We start from the raw sequence: 22,477 nt of genomic DNA, 5'->3' as shown, positions 1-22,477 counted from the left end.
CATTGACGACAGGTGAAAAAATTACTGTAACTAATGGTGTTATGAATGTACCAAACAATCCGATTATTCCATTTATTGAAGGAGATGGAATTGGTCCTGATATTTGGGCAGCTGCATCTCGCGTAATAGAAGCAGCAGTTGAAAAAGCTTATGATGGTGAGAAGAAAATCGTTTGGAAAGAAGTGCTTGCAGGGGAAAAAGCATTCAACCAAACAGGCGAGTGGTTACCAGAAGAAACTTTAAATTTAATTCGCGAATATTTAATCGCAATTAAAGGTCCACTTACAACTCCAGTTGGCGGTGGTATTCGTTCTCTAAACGTAGCACTTCGTCAAGAATTAGATCTATATGTATGTCTACGTCCAGTTCGTTATTTTGAAGGTGTTCCTTCACCTGTAAAACGTCCGGAAGATACTGATATGGTTATTTTCCGTGAAAATACAGAAGACATTTATGCTGGAATTGAATATGCACAAGGATCTCCAGAAGCAGAAAAAGTTCTTGCTTTCTTAAAAGAAGCAATGGGTGTTAATAAAATCCGCTTCCCAGAAACATCTGGTATTGGTATTAAACCAATCTCAGAAGAAGGGACAAAGCGTCTTGTTCGTGCTGCAATTCAATATGCAATTAATGAAAAACGCTCTTCTGTTACATTAGTTCATAAAGGAAACATTATGAAATTTACAGAAGGTGCTTTCAAAAACTGGGGTTACGAAGTAGCGGAACAAGAATTCGGCGACAAAGTATTTACTTGGGCTGAATATGATCGCATTGTTGAAAAAGATGGTAAAGATACAGCAAATAAAGCGATGGCAGACGCTGAAGTGGCTGGAAAAATCATCGTAAAGGATTCTATTGCAGACATCTTCTTACAACAAATTTTAACTCGTCCACGTGAGTTCGATGTTGTTGCAACAATGAACTTAAATGGTGACTATATCTCTGATGCACTTGCTGCACAAGTAGGTGGAATTGGTATTGCACCTGGTGCAAACATTAACTATGTGACTGGACATGCTATCTTTGAAGCTACACACGGTACAGCTCCAAAATATGCAGGTTTAGATAAAGTAAACCCATCTTCAGTTCTTCTTTCAGGTGTATTATTATTAGAACACTTAGGATGGAATGAAGCAGCGAAATTAGTAACAGATTCAGTTGAGAAAACAATTGCATCAAAAGTAGTAACATATGACTTCGCTCGCCTAATGGAAGGCGCAACAGAAGTGAAGTGTTCTGAGTTTGCTAATGAGCTTATTAAAAACATGGATGTAGCGATAATCAAAAATGCATAATTAAAGCGGGGGGTAAATTATGACAATCAAACGCAAGAAAGTTTCAGTCATCGGTGCAGGATTTACAGGAGCAACAACGGCATTCTTATTAGCACAAAAAGAACTTGCAGATGTTGTATTAGTGGACATTCCACAACTGGAAAATCCAACAAAAGGGAAAGCGTTAGATATGTTAGAAGCGAGCCCAGTACAAGGTTTTGATGCTAACATTATTGGAACATCTGATTACGCAGATACTGCTGATTCTGACGTTGTCGTTATTACAGCAGGTATTGCACGTAAGCCTGGTATGAGCCGTGATGACTTAGTAGCAACGAACTCTAAAATTATGAAAAGTATTACGCGCGACATTGCAAAACATTCACCAAATGCAATTATTGTTGTGTTAACAAATCCAGTTGATGCAATGACATATTCTGTATTTAAAGAAGCAGGATTCCCGAAAGAGCGTGTAATTGGCCAATCGGGCGTATTAGATACAGCTCGTTTCCGTACATTCATCGCACAAGAATTAAATCTTTCTGTGAAAGACATTACAGGATTTGTTCTTGGTGGACACGGTGACGACATGGTACCTCTTGTGCGTTATTCTTATGCAGGCGGTATTCCGTTAGAAACGTTAATTCCGAAAGAGCGTTTAGAAGCAATCGTCGAACGTACACGTAAAGGTGGCGGTGAGATTGTAGGCTTATTAGGAAACGGTAGTGCATATTACGCACCAGCAGCTTCTTTAGTTGAAATGACAGAAGCAATCTTAAAAGATCAACGCCGTGTATTACCAGCTATTGCGTACCTTGAAGGTGAGTATGGTTATAGTGACCTTTACTTAGGGGTACCAGTAATTCTAGGTGGTAACGGAATTGAAAAAATTATTGAATTAGAACTTCTTGCAGATGAAAAAGAAGCGTTAGATCGCTCTGTAGAATCTGTACGTAACGTAATGAAAGTTCTTGTTTAATAATTGAATAGTAGTGAAAAAGATTCGGGATTCCGAATCTTTTTCTACTATTTACCGAATTGTTTTTTTGAAATAATATGAAAACGCTATCATTTGTAGTATCCTATAATGAAACTATAGATTTATACTATACATTGCCCTCATCATAGTAAATTTCGGATAAGGTATCGCTTTTAGTAGGATAATAAGGTGAAAAAATCGGAGGGGGTTGTAACATGTTAAAGAAAAAAGTTCAAATTGGTCGTAAAATGGATGAAATTACAGTAGGAGAGAAATTATCTATCACTGAAAAAATTGAGGATAAAGATTTGTTATTGTACTTAGGGTTAACGAATGATGCCAATCCATTATATATTCAGCATGATTACGCATCCCAAACTCCGTATGAAAAGCCGATTGTACCAAGCATTATGCTAACGGGAATGATTACAACGGCAGTTACGAAATATTTACCGGGTCCAGGAAGTCATATTACTAGAAAGGACCTTACGTTCGTGAAGCATGTTCACCATTATGAAACGTTACAAATCCACTTTGAAGTTGTGGCTGTTTCTGAGGAGGAACATACAATTGATATGCTTGTATCTGCTCATGATGAAAAAGGAGAAACTGTTGTAAAAGGTTCATTAACAGTCACGCCGCCTTTTAAATCTGTTTCCATTATGGAAAAAGCATTAGATAATTTTTAAAAGATGAAAATATGAATAGCGCTAGCATACCTTGAATAAGGATGCTAGCGCTATTTTTAGTTGAAAAATCCTTCTTTGAACCCTTCAGCAAATTCTGAGCACCCCGTTTTAATCGTATCCCAGCTCGGTACGTTAAAAGTAAGGAAACATGTTACTACTAAAGTTAAAATAGGTAGTAATAGTCGCATAATAGACCCCTTTTTATATTCGGATTATTGGATTAACAATATTTACTATATTATAATTTGATAATTTAAGTCAATGGAAGGAGTGATTCTTTAAGATGAGGTGGAAAGGAGAAGCCGTTATCTTTGAAACGGTAAGAGAAGCTGAAGTGTGGGCAGACGGGGTTGCGAATGAAATGCACGGGAGAGTATTTGATGGATATGAAACACCGGATTATAAAATTGCGTATGCTCTTTCGTTTTTCCTAGCACAAAATCAAGATTTTATAGTTCATACGGAAGTGAGCTTTAAAGAAGAGAGAGTAATCTATAAAGTTTGGCAAAATCCTGTGTAGTTGCAGGTGAATCGTAATTACTTCTATTTTCTCAATTCTACACAAACGATCTCCATGAATAGACAATTATATTGAGAGGGACCTTGTTTTCTAGTATGATGAGAATAACGGGGAAAATACTAGTATGAAGAAGGTTTCAAGTCTATAACTTGGAGGAAAAGAATGAACAATCGTATTTTAGTAGTTGATGATGAGGAATTTATCTTAACTTTAATCGAATTTAATTTACAACAAGCTGGGTTTGAAGTTATAACAGCGATGGATGGAGAAATGGCGCTTCAAAAAGCGACAACAGAACGCCCAGATTTAATTATATTAGATTTAATGCTTCCGAAAATGGATGGTATGGAAGTGTGTAAAGAATTACGATTGCAGCGCGTTATGACGCCGATTTTAATGTTAACGGCAAAAGATGATGAGTTTGATAAGGTGCTAGGCCTTGAACTTGGGGCAGATGATTATATGACGAAGCCATTTAGTCCAAGGGAAGTTGTTGCTCGTGTGAAGGCGATTTTGCGCCGCACGAAATTACAACAAGAAGAACAAGTTGCAGAAGCGCCAGATGAAGATAGCATCACAATTGCAGAACTTAAAATTTTACCGGAGTTTTATGAGGCTTATTTCCAAGGAAGAAAGCTTGAATTAACACCAAAAGAATTTGAACTACTTGTGTATCTTGCGAAAAATAAAAGTCGCGTGTTGACTCGTGATCAATTATTAAGTGCTGTATGGAATTATGATTTTGCTGGTGATACGCGAATTGTTGATGTTCATATTAGCCATTTGCGCGATAAAATTGAACAAAATACGAAAAAACCGACGTACATTAAAACGATACGTGGTTTAGGATATAAATTAGAGGAGCCAAAAGGGAATGAATAAATTTCGTTCCAGGCTTCTTTTTACATTTGTTTCTCTTATTGTATTTATTTTAGTTGGACTAGGTTTATTGCTAGAAACTGTGTTTGAAAACTACTATATAGATCATGCTAAAGAGAGAATGGTAAAAGAGACAGAGTATGTTGCGGCGTTAGCAGAAGAGCAAGGTTTTGATAATGTCTTAAAAAATCCATACGTATTTGAAAAGTTAGAAGAAAAAATACCAGCTTCTATCGTATTTGTGGATGAAAAAAAGAAAGTTCAATATAGAAAAGGACAAGAATTGGCATTTAGTCCAGAAACGATTAAAGAACTTTCTTCGGAAGTGGCAAAACAACGAAGTAAAGTGATTACGAAAGAGACAGATCGAAAGAATGAATTTTATCATGCGGTGTTCGTTCAAGATGTAGAAGGAAAACAAGGATACGTTTTGGTGAAAAGTACAATCGATCCTTTAAGAGACGTACATCAAAAAACGTGGGGATTATTAATTATCGGATTTGTTATTGCTTGTCTCGTAGTTGTATTTTTAGGTATGAAAATTACAGGGCAATATATTAGGCCGATTGAATCGGTTACAAAAGTTGCAATTGAATTGGCAAAGGGTAATTATAAAGCACGTGCATACGAAAGTCATTCGGATGAAACAGGAATGCTGAGTAAAGCGATTAATATTTTAGCTCGTAACTTACAAGAGATGACACTTGAACAAGAAATGCAGCAAGATCGTCTGCATACGTTAATTGAAAATATGGGAAGCGGAATGATTTTAATTGATAGCCGCGGGTATATAAACCTTGTAAACCGCTCTTATAAGGAAACTTTCCACGTAACAGATGAAGAATATTTAGATCGCTTATATTATGAATCGTTTCATCATACAGAAATTATTGAGCTTGTAGAAGAAATCTTTATGACAGAAGTGAAAGTGCGTAAACAAATGTTATTGCCACTTGGAATTGAGCGGAAGCATTTCGAAGTATATGGAGCGCCGATTATCGGGACAAACCATGAATGGAAAGGGATTGTTCTCGTATTCCATGACATAACAGAGTTAAAGAAATTAGAACAAATGAGAAAAGACTTTTTAGCGAATGTTTCTCATGAATTAAAGACACCGATTACTTCTATTAAAGGTTTTTCAGAAACACTCTTAGACGGAGCGATGGATAATAAAAAATTCTGCGAACATTTCTTGCACATTATTTTAAAAGAAAGTGAGCGCATGCAAGGATTAATTGAAGATTTATTAGATTTGTCAAAGATCGAACAACAAGGATTTAAATTAAATATGGGAACCGTTGACATGAAGGGGCTGCTTGAAGATATTCATATGGTGCTTGATAATAAAGCAGGAGAAAAAGAAATCTCTTTACAAGTGAATGTATTAAAACGTGCTTCTGTTATTGGAGATCCAAGTCGTTTGAAACAAATCTTTATTAATTTAATAAATAACGCGATCGTATATACACCGGCTGGAGGCGTTGTTTCAGTAGAGTTAGCGGAAGATAAGTATAATGCTTATATAAAAGTATCGGATACTGGAATTGGTATTAGTAAAGAGGAAATTCCGCGTATTTTTGAACGCTTTTACCGAGTGGATAAAGCGAGAAGTAGAAATACTGGTGGTACAGGCCTCGGATTATCAATTGTAAAGCATTTAGTAGAGGCGCATCACGGTACAATTACAGTGGATAGTGAAGTTGGGGAAGGGACAACATTTACAGTTGTTTTACCAAAATCAGCAACTGAAAAATAGGATGAAGGATGTTTACAATATATTAACAATGGCTTAATTAAATATTAATAAAGCTCTGTTAATATAATACATGAAAACCCCTTCATCCAAGGAGTAATTTTGGACGAGAATAGTTAAGCTGTTCTCGTCACTTCCCTTTATGCCAATATAAGTCTGTTTTATATATGAAAGAAAATAACCGTTATTTTTCTTCTCTCTATTAGTCATGTTAATATAGAGAGAGGAAAGGAACGGTTTTTTTCTGGGAAAAAAATCATTTCAAATTTGTATGGGGAGGTTTCAATTTTGGAAAAAAAGGTCGTATTAGTAGATGGTAATAATATCGCGTATCGTGCTTTCTTTGCACTACCGCTTTTAAATAACGACAAAGGTATACATACGAACGCAATTTACGGTTTTACAATGATGTTAATGAGAATATTAGAGGAAGAAAAGCCAACTCATATGTTAGTGGCGTTTGATGCAGGCAAAACAACCTTCCGTCATAAAACGTATAGTGAGTATAAAGGAGGACGTCAAAAGACTCCACCTGAATTATCAGAGCAGTTCCCGTTTATTCGTGAGATGCTGGATGCATTCAACGTACCGCGTTATGAATTAGAAAATTATGAAGCGGATGATATTATGGGAACGCTAGCAAAAGAAGCGAGTGAACAAGGAGCAAGTGTAAAAGTTATTTCAGGAGATAAAGATTTACTTCAACTTGTTTCTGATAACACGCTTGTATGTATTCCGCGAAAAGGGATTACGGAAGTAGATGAATATACGAAAGAAGCTTTATTTGAAAAATATAGCTTATCACCAAAGCAAATTATCGATATGAAAGGTTTAATGGGAGACCAATCAGATAATATTCCGGGTGTACCAGGAGTTGGTGAAAAAACGGCGATTAAATTGTTAACACAGTTTGGAACGGTTGAAGAAGTGTATGAAAATCTAGATCAAGTAAGCGGGAAGAAATTAAAAGAAAAACTAGAAGAAAATAAAGAACAAGCTCTTATGAGTAAAGATCTTGCGACTATTATTACAGATGCACCGATTACAGTTCATGTGGATGATATGGCGTATAAAGGATATGAAGCAAGTGATGTGATTCCAATGTTCGAGAGTTTAGGATTTACATCTCTTTTAAATAAATTAGGTGTTACGCCAGAAGAAACAGCTCCAGCTGAATTAGATGATATTACATTTGATATTGTGGAAGAAGTTACAGAAGAAATGCTTCAGCAAGATAGTGCGCTTATCGTAGAAGTGCAAGAAGATAATTATCATAAGGCGGACATTCAAGGCTTTGGTATTCAAAATGAAAATGGTTGCTACTTTATTCAGAAGGATATTGCTCTTGCATCGGATGCATTTAAAGCATGGCTTGCAAATGGAGAAATGAGAAAGCATACATTTGATGCGAAGCGAGCAATCGTTGCACTGAAATGGAATGGGATAGATATGCAAGGGATTGACTTTGATCTATTAATCGCTGCTTATTTACTTGACCCGGCTGATACAGATAAAGATTTCCGTACTGTAGCGAAAATGAAAGAAACGCATGCTGTGAAATCAGATGAAGAAGTTTACGGAAAAGGTGCGAAGCGTGCTGTTCCAGAGTTAGAAGTAGTAGCGGAGCATGTGGCTCGTAAAGTGCATGTATTATATGATGTAAAGCAAACATTCGTTGAAGAGTTAAAGAAGAATGAGCAATATGAACTGTTTACAGAGTTAGAATTGCCACTTGCGCGTGTATTAGCTGATATGGAAGTAAAAGGTGTAAAAGTTGATACGGAGCGTCTTCGTAATATGGGAGAAGAACTCGCAGGTAGATTAAAGGAAATGGAACAGGAAATTTATAAGCTTGCGGGAACAGAATTTAATATTAATTCACCGAAGCAGCTTGGTGTAATTCTGTTTGAGAACTTAAACTTACCGGTTATTAAAAAGACGAAAACAGGTTATTCTACGTCAGCTGATGTATTAGACAAGCTTATGGATCGCCATGAAATTATTCCAAACATTTTACATTATCGTCAATTAGGGAAGCTAAATTCAACTTATATTGAAGGTTTACTGAAAGTTGTACATGAAGATTCATCTAAAATTCATACTCGCTTTAATCAAGTGTTAACGCAAACAGGTCGATTAAGTTCAACGGATCCGAACTTGCAAAATATCCCGATTCGATTAGAAGAAGGAAGAAAGATTCGTCAGGCATTTGTTCCATCAGAAGAAGGTTGGATTATGTATGCGGCTGATTATTCACAAATCGAACTTCGTGTATTAGCTCATATTGCAAATGATAAAGGGCTAGTTGAAGCATTCCAGCATGACATGGATATTCATACGAAAACAGCTATGGATGTATTTGGCGTTGAAAAAGATGAAGTAACTTCAAATATGAGACGGCAAGCGAAAGCTGTTAACTTCGGAATTGTGTATGGTATTAGTGATTATGGTCTTTCACAAAACTTAGGAATTACAAGAAAAGCAGCAGCGGAATTTATTGAAAAGTATTTAGAAAGTTTCCCTGGTGTACAAGAATACATGGAGGACATCGTAAAAGATGCGAAACAAAAAGGATATGTGGCTACATTATTAAATCGTCGTCGTTATATTCCAGAAATTACGAGTCGTAATTTCAATTTACGTAGCTTTGCTGAGCGTACAGCGATGAATACACCAATTCAAGGTACTGCAGCAGATATTATTAAAAAAGCGATGATTATTATGGCAGATCGTTTAGAAGAAGAAGGATTACAAGCGCGTCTTCTTCTGCAAGTACACGATGAATTAATATTTGAAGCACCAAAAGAAGAAATTGAAAAATTAGAGCAGCTTGTACCTGAAGTAATGGAGCATGCGATTGAACTCGCAGTTCCGCTGAAAGTTGATTATTCTTACGGTCCAACTTGGTACGACGCAAAATAAGGAAGTGATGAAATGCCTGAATTACCAGAGGTTGAAAACGTCAGACGGACACTTGAAAATCTTATAACAGGAAAAACGATTGAAGATGTTATTGTTACTTATCCAAAAATAGTGAAACGACCGGATGATGCGGAAATCTTTAAAGAAATGCTAAAAGGCGAGAAGATTGAAAATATAAAGCGAAGAGGAAAGTTTTTGCTTCTATATGTAACAAATTATGTTATTGTTTCACATTTGCGTATGGAAGGTAAGTTTTTACTACATCAAGAGGATGAGCCGATTGATAAACATACGCACGTCCGTTTCTTATTTACAGATGGAACTGAATTACATTATAAAGATGTGAGAAAGTTTGGTACGATGCATCTCTTTAAGAAAGGTGAAGAGATGAACCAAATGCCTCTTGCTGACTTAGGTCCGGAGCCGTTTGATGCTGAATTGACACCACAGTATTTACAAGAAAGATTGCAAAAGACAAATCGTAAAATAAAAGTTGTGCTATTGGACCAGCGTCTTTTAGTAGGGCTTGGAAATATATATGTAGATGAAGTTTTATTCCGTTCTCAAATTCATCCGGAACGAGAAGCTTCGTCTTTGACAATAGAAGAAATTGAGCGAATTTATGAGGCTACCGTTACAACGCTAGGCGAAGCAGTGAAGCGTGGTGGAAGTACAATTCGAACGTATATCAACTCACAAGGGCAAATTGGTTCGTTCCAAGAACTCCTAAATGTATACGGAAAAAAAGGAGAACCGTGTGTAACTTGCGGTACGATATTAGAAAAAACAGTTGTTGGCGGGCGAGGAACGCATTACTGCCCAATTTGTCAGCCAAGAATATAGAAAAGAGATAACATCGGATAGGCATTTGTCATATACATACAGCAGAGCTATGTATAAGGGAGGAGCTTACCGATGTACCTTTATTTATCTCTTATTTTATTAGCTTTTACATTAAGCTTAGATAGCTGTAGTGTAGGGCTAACATATGGTTTAAGAAGCGTAAGAATTCCACTAAGATCAATTATAATTATCGGAATGTGTTCAGCGGCTGTTATGCTTGTTTCAATGGGAATTGGACATATGATCGCGAAAGTATTTTCACCTGTTATCGCAACGCGTATCGGTGGGCTTGTTCTTATTGGAATAGGGATTTGGGTATTGTATCAATTTTTTCGAAGTGAGAAAAAAGAAGAACCAAAGCAAGAGGAGAAGGTCTGGAAATTAGAGATTGCCTCGCTAGGGCTAGTGATTCAAATTTTACGGAAACCGACTGTAGCAGATTTTGATAAATCAGGCACCATTTCTGCAGGAGAGGCATTGCTTCTTGGTATCGCTCTTTCTGTAGACTCATTTGGTGCCGGAATTGGTGCATCTTTATTAGGGTATGCACCCGCTATGATGGCGATATTAGTTGCAATTATGAGTTCTTTGTTTTTATTTATTGGAATGAAACTTGGAACGGTTTTATCGAATATGAAGTGGTTACAAAAATTTACATTCCTGCCTGGGGTATTACTCATTATAATTGGAATTTGGAAAATGTAAGTATGGGCGTGGAACATTGGTTTCGCGCCTTTTATTATGAGGAGGATTATTATGACAGTAGTAATTGGATTAACGGGAGGCATTGCAAGCGGAAAAAGTACGGTATCTCAAATGTTTCGTGAACTGAGCATACCAGTTATTGATGCAGATGTTATTGCAAGAGAAGTTGTAGAACAAGGAAAACCAGCATATAACAAAATAGTAGAAGTATTTGGAACGGAAGTGTTACAAGAAGATGGAGAACTAGATCGTCCAAAACTGGGAAGTGTCGTTTTCTATAATGAAGAAAAACGATTGCAGTTAAATAAAATTGTTCATCCTGCAGTGCGTGAGGAAATGAATAGGCAAAAGGAAATGTACATAAAAGAAGATATGCAAGCGGTTGTGTTAGATATTCCTCTCTTATTTGAAAGCAAATTAACAAGTCTCGTTGACCGCGTTTTAGTTGTAGCAGTTAAGCCGCATACGCAATTAGAGCGTTTAATGAAACGAAATAACTTTTCAGAAGAAGAAGCAACAGCTCGTATTCAATCTCAAATGCCGTTAGAAGAAAAAGTGAAAAATGCAGATGAAGTGATAAATAATGATGGCACAATTATGGGAACGAAAACACAATTGCAGGTAATTTTAAAGAAGTGGAACATTATTGACTAAAAAATTGTGAAATTAATGAAAATGCTTAGTGACATATCTCCTTTTTGTGTTATACTATTATTGGGATTGGAGATAAATAGTATAACGCATTCAAGGGGGATAACATATTATGACTCGTGTGGCAATTAATGGATTTGGACGTATTGGGAGAATGGTATTTCGTCAAGCAATAAAAGAAAGCGCATTCGAAATTGTAGCAATCAATGCAAGCTATCCATCTGAAACGTTAGCACACTTAATTAAATATGATACAGTTCATGGCAAGTTTGACGGAACAGTAGAAGCATTTGAAGATCACTTATTAGTTGATGGAAAAATGATTCGCCTTTTAAACAACCGCGATCCAAAGGAATTGCCTTGGACAGATTTAGGTGTTGAAGTTGTAATTGAAGCAACTGGTAAATTTAATTCAAAAGAAAAAGCAATTCTTCACGTTGAAGCTGGAGCGAAAAAAGTTATTTTAACAGCGCCTGGTAAAAATGAAGATGTAACAATTGTAGTTGGTGTGAACGAAGACCAATTAGATATTACAAAACATACTGTTATTTCAAATGCATCTTGTACAACAAACTGTTTAGCGCCTGTTGTGAAGGTGTTAGATGAGCAGTTTGGAATTGAAAACGGTTTAATGACGACAGTTCACGCTTATACAAATGACCAAAAAAATATTGATAACCCACATAAAGATTTAAGAAGAGCACGTGCTTGCGGACAATCAATCATTCCGACAACGACAGGTGCTGCGAAAGCGCTAGCAAAAGTTCTTCCGCACTTAAACGGAAAACTTCATGGTATGGCACTTCGTGTACCAACACCAAACGTGTCTCTTGTTGACTTAGTAGTAGATGTAAAACGCGATGTGACAGTTGAAGCTATTAATGATGCATTCAAAACTGTTGCAAACGGTGCGTTAAAAGGTATTGTAGAATTCAGCGAAGAGCCTTTAGTATCTATCGACTTTAATACAAATACACATTCAGCTATTATCGATGGTTTATCTACAATGGTAATGGGTGATCGTAAAGTGAAAGTACTTGCTTGGTATGATAACGAGTGGGGCTACTCTCGTCGTGTTGTAGATCTTGTAACGTTAGTTGTTGAAGAGTTAGCGAAACAAGAAAATGTGCAACACATTTAAGTGAATAAGGGAGGAGAGGGCAAGGCAATATTTGCCCTCTTTTTTTATTTTTTTCTGAAAAGGAAAAAAATTATATAAGTATATTTTAAAAAGTGGACATACCACGAAACGTTGTGATTACTGCATTTGTGAATCGTTTATTTTTTTTAGGGAAAAGTAAAGAGGAAAATATGACAGAAAATCGAAAAAACTGTTGTTGCAAAATGAAAATAAACAAAGTATACTAACACTCGTAAACTTAAGAGCTGAGGTACGTAGTCACTACTTAAAGGGTTAGGACCTCTCTGGACTAACTTTCCCCCGTGGTAGTGGAGCAAGCCAAATTGCAAATTAGTTTTCAATTCGAACAGTTAGAATAAATTTACAAGGGGGAACTGTAGAATGGATACTATGGATACGATGGGTCGTCACGTGATCGCTGAACTTTGGGATTGCGATTTCGACAAGCTTAATGACATGCCGTATATTGAACAATTATTTGTGGATGCAGCACTAAGAGCTGGTGCTGAAGTGCGTGAGGTTGCTTTCCATAAATTTGCACCACAAGGTGTAAGTGGAGTAGTAATTATCTCAGAATCACATTTAACAATTCATAGCTTTCCGGAGCACGGTTACGCAAGTATTGATGTTTATACTTGTGGGGATCGTATTGATCCAAATGTTGCTGCAGAATATATTGCAGAAGGTTTAAACGCGAAAACGCGTGAGAGCATCGAGCTTCCTCGAGGCACTGGTAGCTTCGAAATTAAGCAGAGAGAAACAAAAGCTCTTTAAAAAAGAACATAATTGATTTAAAATGTAAAGAGGTGTATAATGCACCTCTTTTTTAGTTTATAAAAAAGGAAAAATATAACGTACTCGTTAGTTGAATACATTGGACTCTTGCAAATGAGGTAGTGCCCTATATACCATCTTATTTTTAAGTATGAGATGATAAAGTGATGCGCTGAAACTTAAAGTGGTAAGAGAGTTAGAATGAGTTATATAATATCGTATATATATTTTAGGTGAATTGAGTAGAGAAAAATAAAGAGTATAGTGTAAAGGAGTGAATGAATTGCGTTGTCCATCCTGTTCTCATAATGGTACAAGAGTGTTAGATTCGCGTCCGGTAGACGAGGGGCGCTCTATTCGAAGAAGAAGAGAGTGTGAAAGTTGTTTAAGTCGCTTTACGACCTTTGAAAGGGTAGAAGAGTCACCTCTTATCGTTGTTAAAAAAGAAGGCACACGAGAAGAGTTTAATAAAGAAAAGATTTTACGCGGTTTAATTAAAGCGTGTGAAAAAAGACCAGTATCTTTAAGACAATTAGAAGAAGTAACACAAAGCGTGGAACGTGAACTGCGTAATTTAGGTATATCAGAAGTGAAAAGTGATATGATTGGTGAAATTGTTATGGAAGAACTTCGCGATATTGATGATGTTGCTTACGTACGTTTTGCTTCTGTATATCGTCAATTTAAAGATTTAAATGTATTTATTGAAGAATTAAAAGATATACTGCAAAAAGAAAGAGAGTAGAAGTTGTATTTTATTCTCTTTACATACCGTAAGTAATAGGATAAGAGAGCTAGAAGCGCAAGCTAATAGCTCTTTTTCACTAAGAATTTATATAATGAAGATAGAACGAATGAAGTAGAGGATAGATTGGATGAGAGAAAGGAAAAGCAAGAATGGAAAAACAGTCATGGATGGAGCTATTGCCGATTGATCGTTATAAAGTAAGTGCGAAAGGGCTACTGCATAATTACGACCGAAAAGTATTAACGATGTTGTATCAGCCGTTAATAGGTAGTAGAGCTTTTAGCTTATACATGACACTATGGGGGGAGCTAGAGCAAGATCGTGTATTTGGAAAAGAGAATACACATCATTCCCTTATGGTGACTATGCAAATGCAACTTCCTGAAATATATGAGGAACGAGTAAAGTTAGAGGCAATTGGGCTTTTGAAGGTATATATTAAGAAAGAAAAAGATATTCGAATGTTCATATATGAGTTGCAACCACCTTTATCTCCGAAGCAGTTTTTTGATGATATTGTTTTAAGTATCTTTTTATACAATCGATTGAGTCGGACAAAATATAATCAAGTAAAGCAATATTTCTTAGAAGAAGAATTTGATTTTGCTTCTTATGAAAATGTTACGCGCTCTTTCAATGATGTGTTTGGTTCGTTTAATCCAGGACAGCTTGAGCATGCGCAAGAAGACCTTCGTATTCCAAAAACGACAACTATGCCAAGTAACGAGAAGGGAGACGCTCCGAAAGTTTGGAATGATTTCTTTGATTTCTCTTTATTTGTAGATGGATTGTCCGCTCTTGTTCCTAAAAAGGCGATTACAGATCAAGTAAGAGACTGCGTTATAACACTTGCTTATGTGTATGGTGTAGATGTGTTATCGATGCAAAATATCGTTCTTGGTGCGGTGACGGAGATGCAAACAATTGATATGGAAAGGCTTAGAAAAGGAGCGCGCGATTGGTATCAATTTGAAAATGGTCAAGCATTACCGGTACTAAGTGAAAGAGTACAGCCTCATGCTGCACGTACGATGAAAGAGAAAGAGCCTTCATCACAAGAGGAGATGTTAATAAAGCAGCTAGAGGAAATCTCGCCAAAACAACTATTGAAAGAGATTTCTGGTGGTGCAGAGGCAACGAAAGCGGACTTGCAAATCGTTGAAGATGTCATGATTAATCAAAAATTGACACCAGGAGTTGTGAATGTACTTATTTATTACGTTATGCTACGCTCAGATATGAAACTTGCGAAAACGTATGTCGAGAAGATTGCTGGGCATTGGGCACGTAAAAAGGTCGGTACAGTAGCGGACGCGATGGCGTTAGCGAAAGAAGAGAACCGTCAATATCAAGAGTGGGCTGAGACGAAGAAAAAAGGCCGTACGGCGAAGAAGACGGTACGAAAAGAAATGGTGCCAGATTGGCTTAAGGAAGAAGAGCCGAAAGAACAAGAGAAAGAAACGGCGAAGAAAGATGTAAGTGTAGAAAAAGATGCAAGTACGCTAGAAGATGAACGAAAACGATTAGAAGAAGTGCTAAAAAAATATAAGCGTGATTAATAGAAGAGAATGAACGCTCTTTGAGGTGAGAAAATGGAGCATATTCAAAATTCATTTACAAAATTAATGGAAAATGAAAACTTTAAAAATAGATATGAAGTATTAAAGGCAGAAGTAATGGCGCATCCGCGTGTGAAAGAATTTATAGACGAACATAAAGGTGAAGTAACGACTTCTATGATTGAGCGCAGTCTTGTGAAGTTATATGAATATATTGGACAAAGTGTAGGTTGCGTAGATTGCCCGGATTTAGGTGCATGTAAAAATATGCTGCAAGGGTATGAGCCAAAGCTTGTTATTCAAGGGAAAATGATTGATATTCAATACGATCGCTGCGTTAGAAAAGTAGCATATGACGAGAGAAAGAAATATGAAAAACTCGTTCAAAGTGTATATATGCCAACGGATATTTTACAGGCAACTATGGAAAACTTAGACCCTTCTGATTTAAATGCACGTATCGATGCAATTGGCGCAGCGAATGAATTTTTAAGTACATATGAACCAGGTAAAAAAGCACAAGGTTTATATTTGTACGGTAAATTTGGTGTAGGAAAAACGTACCTTTTAGGAGCAATTGCGAACGAGCTTGCTCGAAAGAAAATAAGTTCGATGCTCGTATACTTCCCGGAATTTTTACGTGAAATTAAAAGTTCGATTCAAGATAATTCGATTGGCGAAAAGATTGATGCTGTTAAACGCGTACAAGTTTTAATGTTAGATGATATCGGGGCAGAAGCGATGTCGAGCTTTGTGCGTGACGATGTGCTTGGTGCAATCTTGCAATTCCGTATGCTAGAAAACTTACCGACGTTCTTTACGTCTAATTTTGATTTTAAACAATTGGAACATCATTTAACGTATACACAACGTGGTGAGGCTGAAGAAATGAAGGCAGCACGTATTATGGAACGAATTAAATATTTAGCGAAACCAATTCCAATTGGTGGGAAAAACCGTCGTCATAAGTAAAAGAGCAAGCTGAGAAGCTTGCTCTTTTGTATTATAGTGATATTTTCTTTTCAAATATGAGATCGAAATATTCAGGTTGTCCAGAACTGCCAATCGTAGGGGCAACAATCTGTACGAACCTCCAGTCATCTCTAGCATGTTCTTGAATAATTTCTTGGTAGTCTTCAGCTAGTTTTGAGCGAGTGAGCCCCCAATGAAATTCGACTTTTACGAATTTATATTCAAACATTCAGATACCTCCCTTTAGTAATAAGTAAAGTATACAATAAAAAAATTCATAGTAGCTTGTATCATTTTTTTCTCCCTCCCTTAATATATATATAAAATTAGCAAGCCATATTGAGTGGATTTTCTAACGATAGGAAATGTAATTCTACTAAGAGTGAACTTCCACGGGACGGACTCTTATAGGATTTGTAACGTATAGATACAGTCCTTTAGAGCAGGGATAAAAGGGGGGACAAAAGTGATTGAAATTTGCTTCGAAGAAAAAAATGATGCTATGCACGTATATAGACAATTGCTGAAAAGAGCGGAAGTATTATATAAGGAAACGAGTGTGTATTTACAGGAACAAAAAGTGGTGATTCACATACCAGTACGTGAATCAAATTATATTGAAAAGATCTTATTGCCGGTAATGGTGTATTTTATTGTGAATGTGAAACAAAATGAGTGGATTTATACGATCTTAAAAGAAAAGTTTTTTTATGAAGAACAAGAAGAGTGTCATCAAATATTGCACATGGCACATGAGATTTTAAAGGGAAGAAGAAAAGGGGGAGCTCAGGATTTAACGCGTAACGCATTTGAGTCATATATTAAGTCTTCTTTAAATAATTGGCTTTGTGATCCGCTCTCATTCTCGTTTTCATCATATATCCGTTTTCGTCTTCGTACATATAGGGAAATGGTGGCTAAAATTGCGGAAGTGGCAATTGATGAATATAAGATGGAGCAAGAATACCAAATGTTCATTGAGACGCTTCGGCAACAAGTAAGTAGCCGTAAATCACGCTTGTCCTGTGTGCATCTTATTTTTGATGAAAGCTTTATCTTTTATGATGAAAAAGGTAGACGTTTAAAACAGGAGAAGTTGGTCCAATATATAGATGAAGAATTATTAAAGCAAAATGATGTATATATTGATACGAAAGTAATTGCGCCGCTTCTTTCTATTTCGCCCAAAAAGATTTATTTATATACGAAAGAACAAGACCATAATATGATTATTACTTTGCGAAATGTGTTTCAAGAACGGGTCCAATTACATGGATTACATGATTTTGAGCGCAATGTGAAAAATTTTAAAAATAAAGGTAACGCCCTTGATTTTCTAAGTTTTTGAGCATATAATTACCTACATAAATGAAATATATCGAAATGTCATGATGAGGACATGAGTAGTTTTCTACGATTTTCAGAGAGGGAAGCCTTAGGGTGTGAGCTTCCTAGTACGGGATTATTACTTACCACCTCTAAACTTTAGCAGTGAACGGTTTTTCTAGTAATTGCTAACGGACAACACCGTTATGTTGAACTTGAGCAATTAACAATTATGTTAATTGGAACAAGGGTGGAACCACGAATTCAACACTCGTCCCTTTTTACGGGATGAGTGTTTTTTATTTTGAGAAAAAGAGGAGTGACCAGTGATGGCAGATGTAGTTAAAATTACTTTCCCTGATGGAGCTGTGAAGGAGTTTCCAAAAGGCGTAACAACTGAAGAAATCGCAGCTTCTATTAGCCCAGGCTTAAAGAAAAAAGCTGTAGCTGGAAAATTAAACGATGAGATGATCGATCTTGTTACACCAATCGAAGAAGATGGTGCAGTTTCTATTATTACATTAGATTCTGAAGATGGCTTATATATTTTACGCCATTCAACAGCCCACCTTTTAGCACAAGCGTTAAAACGTTTATATAAAGATGTTAAGCTTGAGCTTGGCATTGGTCCAGTAATTGAAAATGGCTTCTATTACGATATCGATATGGAAGAAGCAATTACAGTTGAAGACTTCAAGAAAATCGAAAAAGAAATGCAAAAAATCGTGAACGAAAACTTAGAAATCGTTCGTCATGAAGTACCACGTGCAGAAGCACTTCGTCGCTTTGAAGAAATTGGTGATGAGTTAAAATTAGATTTAATTAACGATCTTCCAGAGGATGCAGTTATTTCAATCTATGAGCAAGGCGAATTCTTCGACCTTTGCCGTGGTGTTCACCTTCCATCTACAGGGAAAATTAAAGTGTTTAAATTATTAAGCGTTGCAGGTGCTTACTGGCGCGGCGATAGCAATAATAAAATGTTACAACGTATTTACGGTACTGCATTCGTTAAGAAAGCAGAATTAGATGAGCACTTACGTATGCTTGAAGAAGCGAAAGAGCGCGATCACCGTAAATTAGGTAAAGAATTAAAACTATTTACTAATAGCCAAAAAGTAGGACAAGGTTTACCACTTTGGTTACCAAAGGGTGCAACAATTCGTCGTATTATCGAGCGTTACATCGTTGATAAAGAAGCAAGCTTAGGCTATGATCACGTATACACTCCAGTATTAGGAAGTAGAGAGTTATATGAAACTTCTGGTCACTGGAATCACTACCGTGATGGCATGTTCCCATCAATGGAAATGGATAATGAAGAATTAGTTCTTCGTCCAATGAACTGTCCTCACCATATGATGGTTTATAAAAATGATATTCACAGCTACCGTGAATTACCAATCCGTATTGCGGAACTTGGAACAATGCACCGTTATGAAATGTCAGGTGCGTTATCTGGGTTACAACGTGTACGCGGAATGACTTTAAACGATGCGCACATTTTCGTTCGTCCAGATCAAATTAAAGAAGAGTTAAAACGTGTTGTAAACTTAACTCTAGAAGTGTACAAAGATTTCGGTTTAGAGAACTACTCATTCCGTCTATCTTATCGTGATCCAGCAGATACTAAAAAGTATTATGCGGATGATGAGATGTGGGAAAAAGCACAAGGTATGTTAAAAGAAGCTATGGATGAAATGGGTCTTGATTACTATGAAGCTGAAGGTGAAGCAGCATTCTACGGTCCAAAACTTGATGTTCAAGTTCGTACTGCTCTTGGAAAAGACGAAACACTTTCAACTGTACAATTAGACTTCTTACTTCCAGAACGCTTTGAATTAACTTATGTTGGCGAAGACGGTAAGCAACATCGTCCAGTTGTAATTCACCGTGGTGTTGTATCAACTATGGAACGCTTCGTAGCCTTCTTAATTGAAGAATACAAAGGTGCATTCCCAACTTGGTTAGCTCCAGTTCAAGTACAAGTAATTCCAGTTTCTCCGCAAGTACATTTAGACTATGCGAAGAAAGTACAAGACGAATTGCGTCGTGCTGGTATCCGTGTTGAATTAGACACTCGTGAAGAGAAGATCGGTTACAAAATCCGTGAAGCACAAATGCAAAAAATTCCGTACATGCTTGTAGTAGGTGATAATGAAGTAACTGAAAACGGCGTAAACGTACGTAAATATGGTGAACAAAAATCAGAAACAATCGCATTAGATGCTTTTGTTGATATGATTAAAGTAGAAGGAAAACGATAAGAAAAAGCCGCGGTATACCGCGGCTTTTCTTTGTAATATAAAAGAGAAAAACTAGAAAAAATAACCATGTAACACTTATCATAAAAAAGTATTGCAAGTATGTTAGTTGTTTGTTACAATATTTCTTGTTGTTAGTAAAACACATCGCGTCTTCTTGACAGACGTCATGTCCTATGATAAACTCATCAAGGATAATAGAATATTGTTTTGTGGAACAAGTAGAAGCACCCGCTTCTCACCTGATGGACGCATTCGCAGTTAGCAGGTAAATGTATTTCTTACTTAAGATTTTACAAGTGTGGGTGTCGTATGCCCGCACTTTTTTTGTCGGGTTCTATGACTACAAAATATGTTCTGAGAAAACCTTGGAGGTGGCTTACTATTAGCAAGGATATGATGATTAACGAGCAAATTCGTGCACGTGAAGTACGTTTAGTTGGCGCAAATGGCGATCAACTTGGAATCAAGTCTCGTAATGACGCTTTAGACTTAGCTGCAAATCTTAATCTTGATTTAGTATTAGTTGCTCCAAATGCGAAACCGCCAGTATGCCGCATTATGGACTACGGTAAATTCCGCTTTGAGCAACAGAAGAAAGAAAAAGAGCAGCGCAAAAATCAAAAAGTAATTAGCATGAAAGAAGTTCGTTTAAGTCCAACAATTGATGAACACGACTTTAACACAAAACTTCGTAATGCTATCAAGTTTTTAGAGAAAGGCGACAAGGTTAAAGCGTCAATTCGCTTTAAAGGACGTGCCATTACTCATAAAGAAATCGGTCAACGTGTTTTAGATCGCTTCTCAGAAGCTTGTGCTGAAGTTAGTACAGTTGAATCTAAGCCTAAAATGGAAGGACGCAGTATGTTCTTAGTTTTAGCACCGAAAAACGATAAGTAATAGATAGAGGAGGAAATACCTATGCCTAAACAAAAAACTCATCGCGGCGCTGCAAAGCGTTTCAAAAAGACTGGATCAGGTAAACTGAAACGTTCTCACGCTTACACAAGCCATTTATTCGCTAACAAATCTACAAAAGCTAAACGTAAACTACGTAAAGCTGGTGTAGTAAGCGCTGGTGACTTCAAACGCATTCGTCAAATGCTTGACAACTTAAAATAAGTTCGGCTGATATATAGAACAATTAGGAGGTAATATTATGCCAAGAGTAAAAGGTGGTACAGTTACTCGTCAACGTCGTAAAAAAGTAATTAAATTAGCAAAAGGTTACTACGGTTCAAAAAATACATTATTCAAGGTTGCTAACCAACAGGTTATGAAATCTCTAATGTATGCATTCCGTGACCGCCGTCAAAAGAAACGTGACTTCCGTAAATTATGGATTACACGTATCAACGCAGCAGCTCGTATGAATGGTCTTTCTTACAGCCGCTTAATGCACGGTCTTAAAAATGCTGGCATCGAAGTTAACCGCAAGATGCTTGCTGACTTAGCTGTTCATGACGAAAAAGCTTTCGCTGAATTAGCAACAGTTGCAAAAAACAACATTAACTAATTAATTAGTTGAAACCTTAGAAGAATTTTCTTCTAAGGTTTTTTTGTTTGTGTTCAGAGAGAAGTTTGAAGTTCTAAAGATTAACGGATGTGTTGTTATCGATATGACAAAATCAACATAAAAACTATAGTGATATAGAAGAATATACATATGAAGTCAGGAGAATCCTCCTGGCTTTTTTTAATTATGCACGTTTGGAAAGAAGAGTATCTTTCCTAGCCGAAACGACACTGCTATAATGGAAAGATGATATGGAACTTTCATCAGATGAACAATTTAAGAGTGATGACTGAAACGTATTTGCAAATTAAGGACAAGCTATTTTATAAAGAGGTAGATAGCTGACTTATTCATAAGAACTGAAACATAATAATGAACTTTGAGATGAAACAACATTGTTGCGTAAAATGCGATGTTGGAGGAGGACAATAGAATGGACTTACTACAACTATTTAAATTACAAAAAGAATTAGATGACCGTATTGCAAAAGAACATGACTTACAACCGAAAAAATTGTTAAAAGAAAAAATGTTAGCTCTTCTTGTAGAAATTGGTGAACTTGCAAATGAAACACGTTGTTTTAAATATTGGAGCAACAAACCAGCTTCGGAACGTGAAGTAATATTAGAAGAATACGTAGATGGTTTGCATTTTATTTTATCAATCGGAATTGATTTAGGTATTGATAAAAACTTCTTATTCTATAAATGTGCACAAACGAATAAAACACAAGTGGAAATTTTCTTAGACACATATGCGAAAGTAATTCGTTTTACAGATCAACCATCTATTACAAACTATATTGAATTATTTACGAGCTATCTTCGACTTGGACAAGCACTTGAATTTGAGCAAGAAGAGATTGAAAAAGCATATTTAGATAAAAATGAGGTAAATCATCAGCGTCAAACACAAGGATACTAATTTAATTTTTGAATATTTCAATTTAATTATTGTA

General features: G+C 36.4%; 23 protein-coding genes and 2 other annotated features. Of the genes, 21 read left to right on the top strand and 2 right to left on the bottom strand.

Annotation, left to right across the window (positions count from 1 at the left end):
• Positions 1-2 precede the first annotated feature (2 nt).
• The 3 genes from icd (at position 3) to ACQRBL_RS22980 (ending at position 2,942) form a co-directional block, all read left to right on the top strand.
• Entirely contained in the window at positions 3-1,295 is a 1,293-nt protein-coding gene (icd, locus tag ACQRBL_RS22990; protein WP_411995770.1) for an NADP-dependent isocitrate dehydrogenase, read from the top strand.
• Positions 1,296-1,314: 19 nt separating this feature from the next.
• Positions 1,315-2,253, top strand: coding sequence for a malate dehydrogenase (gene mdh / locus ACQRBL_RS22985; protein WP_000153232.1), 939 nt, complete (start codon positions 1,315-1,317; stop codon positions 2,251-2,253).
• Between the two features lie 215 nt (positions 2,254-2,468).
• Complete coding sequence (locus ACQRBL_RS22980; protein WP_000914180.1) at positions 2,469-2,942, top strand: MaoC family dehydratase; 474 nt, start codon at positions 2,469-2,471, stop codon at positions 2,940-2,942.
• 56 nt (positions 2,943-2,998) lie between these two features.
• On the opposite strand, the gene ACQRBL_RS22975 is transcribed toward ACQRBL_RS22980, so the two are convergent.
• Positions 2,999-3,130, bottom strand: a complete 132-nt coding sequence (locus tag ACQRBL_RS22975; RefSeq protein WP_001238014.1) for a hypothetical protein — start codon at positions 3,128-3,130, stop codon at positions 2,999-3,001.
• 95 nt (positions 3,131-3,225) lie between these two features.
• Between ACQRBL_RS22975 and ACQRBL_RS22970 the strand changes: the two genes are divergently transcribed.
• The 12 genes from ACQRBL_RS22970 (at position 3,226) to dnaI (ending at position 16,412) form a co-directional block, all read left to right on the top strand.
• Entirely contained in the window at positions 3,226-3,462 is a 237-nt protein-coding gene (locus tag ACQRBL_RS22970; RefSeq protein WP_001267348.1) for a hypothetical protein, read from the top strand.
• A 162-nt stretch (positions 3,463-3,624) separates the two neighbouring features.
• A complete protein-coding gene (gene phoP, locus ACQRBL_RS22965) occupies positions 3,625-4,344 on the top strand; it encodes a two-component system response regulator PhoP (protein WP_001065220.1) in 720 nt (239 codons plus the stop codon).
• Entirely contained in the window at positions 4,337-6,100 is a 1,764-nt protein-coding gene (phoR, locus tag ACQRBL_RS22960; RefSeq protein WP_088021596.1) for a sensory box histidine kinase PhoR, read from the top strand. Before phoP ends, phoR begins: the two co-directional genes overlap by 8 nt.
• Before the next feature lie 285 nt (positions 6,101-6,385).
• Positions 6,386-9,019, top strand: coding sequence for a DNA polymerase I (polA, locus tag ACQRBL_RS22955; RefSeq protein ID WP_053563570.1), 2,634 nt, complete (start codon positions 6,386-6,388; stop codon positions 9,017-9,019).
• A gap of 12 nt (positions 9,020-9,031) precedes the next feature.
• Positions 9,032-9,862 (top strand): DNA-formamidopyrimidine glycosylase, encoded by an 831-nt coding sequence (mutM, locus tag ACQRBL_RS22950; protein ID WP_277508091.1) that lies wholly within the window; start codon positions 9,032-9,034, stop codon positions 9,860-9,862.
• 72 nt (positions 9,863-9,934) lie between these two features.
• Positions 9,935-10,567, top strand: coding sequence for a sporulation membrane protein YtaF (gene ytaF, locus ACQRBL_RS22945; protein WP_000281743.1), 633 nt, complete (start codon positions 9,935-9,937; stop codon positions 10,565-10,567).
• Between the two features lie 51 nt (positions 10,568-10,618).
• Positions 10,619-11,221 carry a dephospho-CoA kinase gene (gene coaE, locus ACQRBL_RS22940; protein ID WP_000219328.1) on the top strand — a complete coding sequence of 201 codons (603 nt, stop codon included), beginning with the start codon at positions 10,619-10,621 and terminating at the stop codon, positions 11,219-11,221.
• Positions 11,222-11,330: 109 nt separating this feature from the next.
• Positions 11,331-12,359, top strand: a complete 1,029-nt coding sequence (locus tag ACQRBL_RS22935; RefSeq protein WP_000198974.1) for a glyceraldehyde-3-phosphate dehydrogenase — start codon at positions 11,331-11,333, stop codon at positions 12,357-12,359.
• A 390-nt stretch (positions 12,360-12,749) separates the two neighbouring features.
• Entirely contained in the window at positions 12,750-13,133 is a 384-nt protein-coding gene (gene speD, locus ACQRBL_RS22930; protein ID WP_002003660.1) for an adenosylmethionine decarboxylase, read from the top strand.
• A 283-nt stretch (positions 13,134-13,416) separates the two neighbouring features.
• A complete protein-coding gene (nrdR, locus tag ACQRBL_RS22925; RefSeq protein WP_001203687.1) occupies positions 13,417-13,878 on the top strand; it encodes a transcriptional regulator NrdR in 462 nt (153 codons plus the stop codon).
• A gap of 152 nt (positions 13,879-14,030) precedes the next feature.
• The gene (locus tag ACQRBL_RS22920; RefSeq protein WP_000415025.1) at positions 14,031-15,440 is read left to right on the top strand and encodes a replication initiation and membrane attachment family protein; all 1,410 of its coding nucleotides are present in this window, start codon (positions 14,031-14,033) and stop codon (positions 15,438-15,440) included.
• Between the two features lie 33 nt (positions 15,441-15,473).
• The gene (dnaI, locus tag ACQRBL_RS22915) at positions 15,474-16,412 is read left to right on the top strand and encodes a primosomal protein DnaI (RefSeq protein ID WP_000400120.1); all 939 of its coding nucleotides are present in this window, start codon (positions 15,474-15,476) and stop codon (positions 16,410-16,412) included.
• A gap of 31 nt (positions 16,413-16,443) precedes the next feature.
• Here dnaI and ACQRBL_RS22910 read toward each other — a convergent pair whose 3' ends face one another.
• Positions 16,444-16,641: a DUF4177 domain-containing protein gene (locus ACQRBL_RS22910; RefSeq protein WP_000464454.1), complete on the bottom strand. Its 198-nt coding sequence runs from the start codon at positions 16,639-16,641 to the stop codon at positions 16,444-16,446.
• Positions 16,642-16,878: 237 nt separating this feature from the next.
• Between ACQRBL_RS22910 and ytxC the strand changes: the two genes are divergently transcribed.
• From ytxC to ACQRBL_RS22880, 6 genes are all read left to right on the top strand, one after another.
• The gene (gene ytxC / locus ACQRBL_RS22905) at positions 16,879-17,760 is read left to right on the top strand and encodes a putative sporulation protein YtxC (RefSeq protein WP_411995771.1); all 882 of its coding nucleotides are present in this window, start codon (positions 16,879-16,881) and stop codon (positions 17,758-17,760) included.
• A gap of 31 nt (positions 17,761-17,791) precedes the next feature.
• Positions 17,792-18,020: a binding site (T-box leader), on the top strand.
• Positions 18,021-18,067: 47 nt separating this feature from the next.
• Positions 18,068-20,005 (top strand): threonine--tRNA ligase, encoded by a 1,938-nt coding sequence (gene thrS, locus ACQRBL_RS22900; protein WP_000786077.1) that lies wholly within the window; start codon positions 18,068-18,070, stop codon positions 20,003-20,005.
• Positions 20,006-20,215: 210 nt separating this feature from the next.
• Positions 20,216-20,336 (top strand) — a sequence feature (ribosomal protein L20 leader region).
• 62 nt (positions 20,337-20,398) lie between these two features.
• Positions 20,399-20,902, top strand: a complete 504-nt coding sequence (gene infC, locus ACQRBL_RS22895) for a translation initiation factor IF-3 (RefSeq protein WP_000973215.1) — start codon at positions 20,399-20,401, stop codon at positions 20,900-20,902.
• Positions 20,903-20,923: 21 nt separating this feature from the next.
• Positions 20,924-21,124 carry a 50S ribosomal protein L35 gene (rpmI, locus tag ACQRBL_RS22890; protein WP_001125945.1) on the top strand — a complete coding sequence of 67 codons (201 nt, stop codon included), beginning with the start codon at positions 20,924-20,926 and terminating at the stop codon, positions 21,122-21,124.
• A 37-nt stretch (positions 21,125-21,161) separates the two neighbouring features.
• Positions 21,162-21,518 (top strand): 50S ribosomal protein L20, encoded by a 357-nt coding sequence (gene rplT, locus ACQRBL_RS22885; protein ID WP_001138362.1) that lies wholly within the window; start codon positions 21,162-21,164, stop codon positions 21,516-21,518.
• Between the two features lie 433 nt (positions 21,519-21,951).
• The gene (locus ACQRBL_RS22880; protein ID WP_000365050.1) at positions 21,952-22,443 is read left to right on the top strand and encodes a dUTP diphosphatase; all 492 of its coding nucleotides are present in this window, start codon (positions 21,952-21,954) and stop codon (positions 22,441-22,443) included.
• Positions 22,444-22,477 lie beyond the last annotated feature (34 nt).

The organism is Bacillus sp. AF62 (assembly GCF_050312695.1).
Lineage (GTDB): Bacteria > Bacillota > Bacilli > Bacillales > Bacillaceae_G > Bacillus_A > Bacillus_A cereus.
Note: the sequence above shows the minus strand (reverse complement) of the source record. Positions and strands in the feature narration are given on the sequence as shown.

What these genes read in the sequence shown, in the direction of transcription:
- ACQRBL_RS22920 (WP_000415025.1), top strand. Translation starts at nt 14,031, where the DNA reads ATGGAAAAACAGTCATGGATGGAGCTATTGCCGATTGATCGTTATAAA.
- ACQRBL_RS22880 (WP_000365050.1), top strand. Translation starts at nt 21,952, where the DNA reads ATGGACTTACTACAACTATTTAAATTACAAAAAGAATTAGATGACCGT.
- phoR (WP_088021596.1), top strand. Translation starts at nt 4,337, where the DNA reads ATGAATAAATTTCGTTCCAGGCTTCTTTTTACATTTGTTTCTCTTATT.
- ytaF (WP_000281743.1), top strand. Translation starts at nt 9,935, where the DNA reads ATGTACCTTTATTTATCTCTTATTTTATTAGCTTTTACATTAAGCTTA.
- infC (WP_000973215.1), top strand. Translation starts at nt 20,399, where the DNA reads ATGATGATTAACGAGCAAATTCGTGCACGTGAAGTACGTTTAGTTGGC.
- ACQRBL_RS22980 (WP_000914180.1), top strand. Translation starts at nt 2,469, where the DNA reads ATGTTAAAGAAAAAAGTTCAAATTGGTCGTAAAATGGATGAAATTACA.
- mutM (WP_277508091.1), top strand. Translation starts at nt 9,032, where the DNA reads ATGCCTGAATTACCAGAGGTTGAAAACGTCAGACGGACACTTGAAAAT.
- speD (WP_002003660.1), top strand. Translation starts at nt 12,750, where the DNA reads ATGGATACGATGGGTCGTCACGTGATCGCTGAACTTTGGGATTGCGAT.
- thrS (WP_000786077.1), top strand. Translation starts at nt 18,068, where the DNA reads ATGGCAGATGTAGTTAAAATTACTTTCCCTGATGGAGCTGTGAAGGAG.
- rpmI (WP_001125945.1), top strand. Translation starts at nt 20,924, where the DNA reads ATGCCTAAACAAAAAACTCATCGCGGCGCTGCAAAGCGTTTCAAAAAG.
- coaE (WP_000219328.1), top strand. Translation starts at nt 10,619, where the DNA reads ATGACAGTAGTAATTGGATTAACGGGAGGCATTGCAAGCGGAAAAAGT.
- mdh (WP_000153232.1), top strand. Translation starts at nt 1,315, where the DNA reads ATGACAATCAAACGCAAGAAAGTTTCAGTCATCGGTGCAGGATTTACA.
- ACQRBL_RS22970 (WP_001267348.1), top strand. Translation starts at nt 3,226, where the DNA reads ATGAGGTGGAAAGGAGAAGCCGTTATCTTTGAAACGGTAAGAGAAGCT.
- phoP (WP_001065220.1), top strand. Translation starts at nt 3,625, where the DNA reads ATGAACAATCGTATTTTAGTAGTTGATGATGAGGAATTTATCTTAACT.
- ACQRBL_RS22910 (WP_000464454.1), bottom strand. Translation starts at nt 16,641, where the DNA reads ATGTTTGAATATAAATTCGTAAAAGTCGAATTTCATTGGGGGCTCACT.
- ACQRBL_RS22935 (WP_000198974.1), top strand. Translation starts at nt 11,331, where the DNA reads ATGACTCGTGTGGCAATTAATGGATTTGGACGTATTGGGAGAATGGTA.
- rplT (WP_001138362.1), top strand. Translation starts at nt 21,162, where the DNA reads ATGCCAAGAGTAAAAGGTGGTACAGTTACTCGTCAACGTCGTAAAAAA.
- dnaI (WP_000400120.1), top strand. Translation starts at nt 15,474, where the DNA reads ATGGAGCATATTCAAAATTCATTTACAAAATTAATGGAAAATGAAAAC.
- ACQRBL_RS22975 (WP_001238014.1), bottom strand. Translation starts at nt 3,130, where the DNA reads ATGCGACTATTACTACCTATTTTAACTTTAGTAGTAACATGTTTCCTT.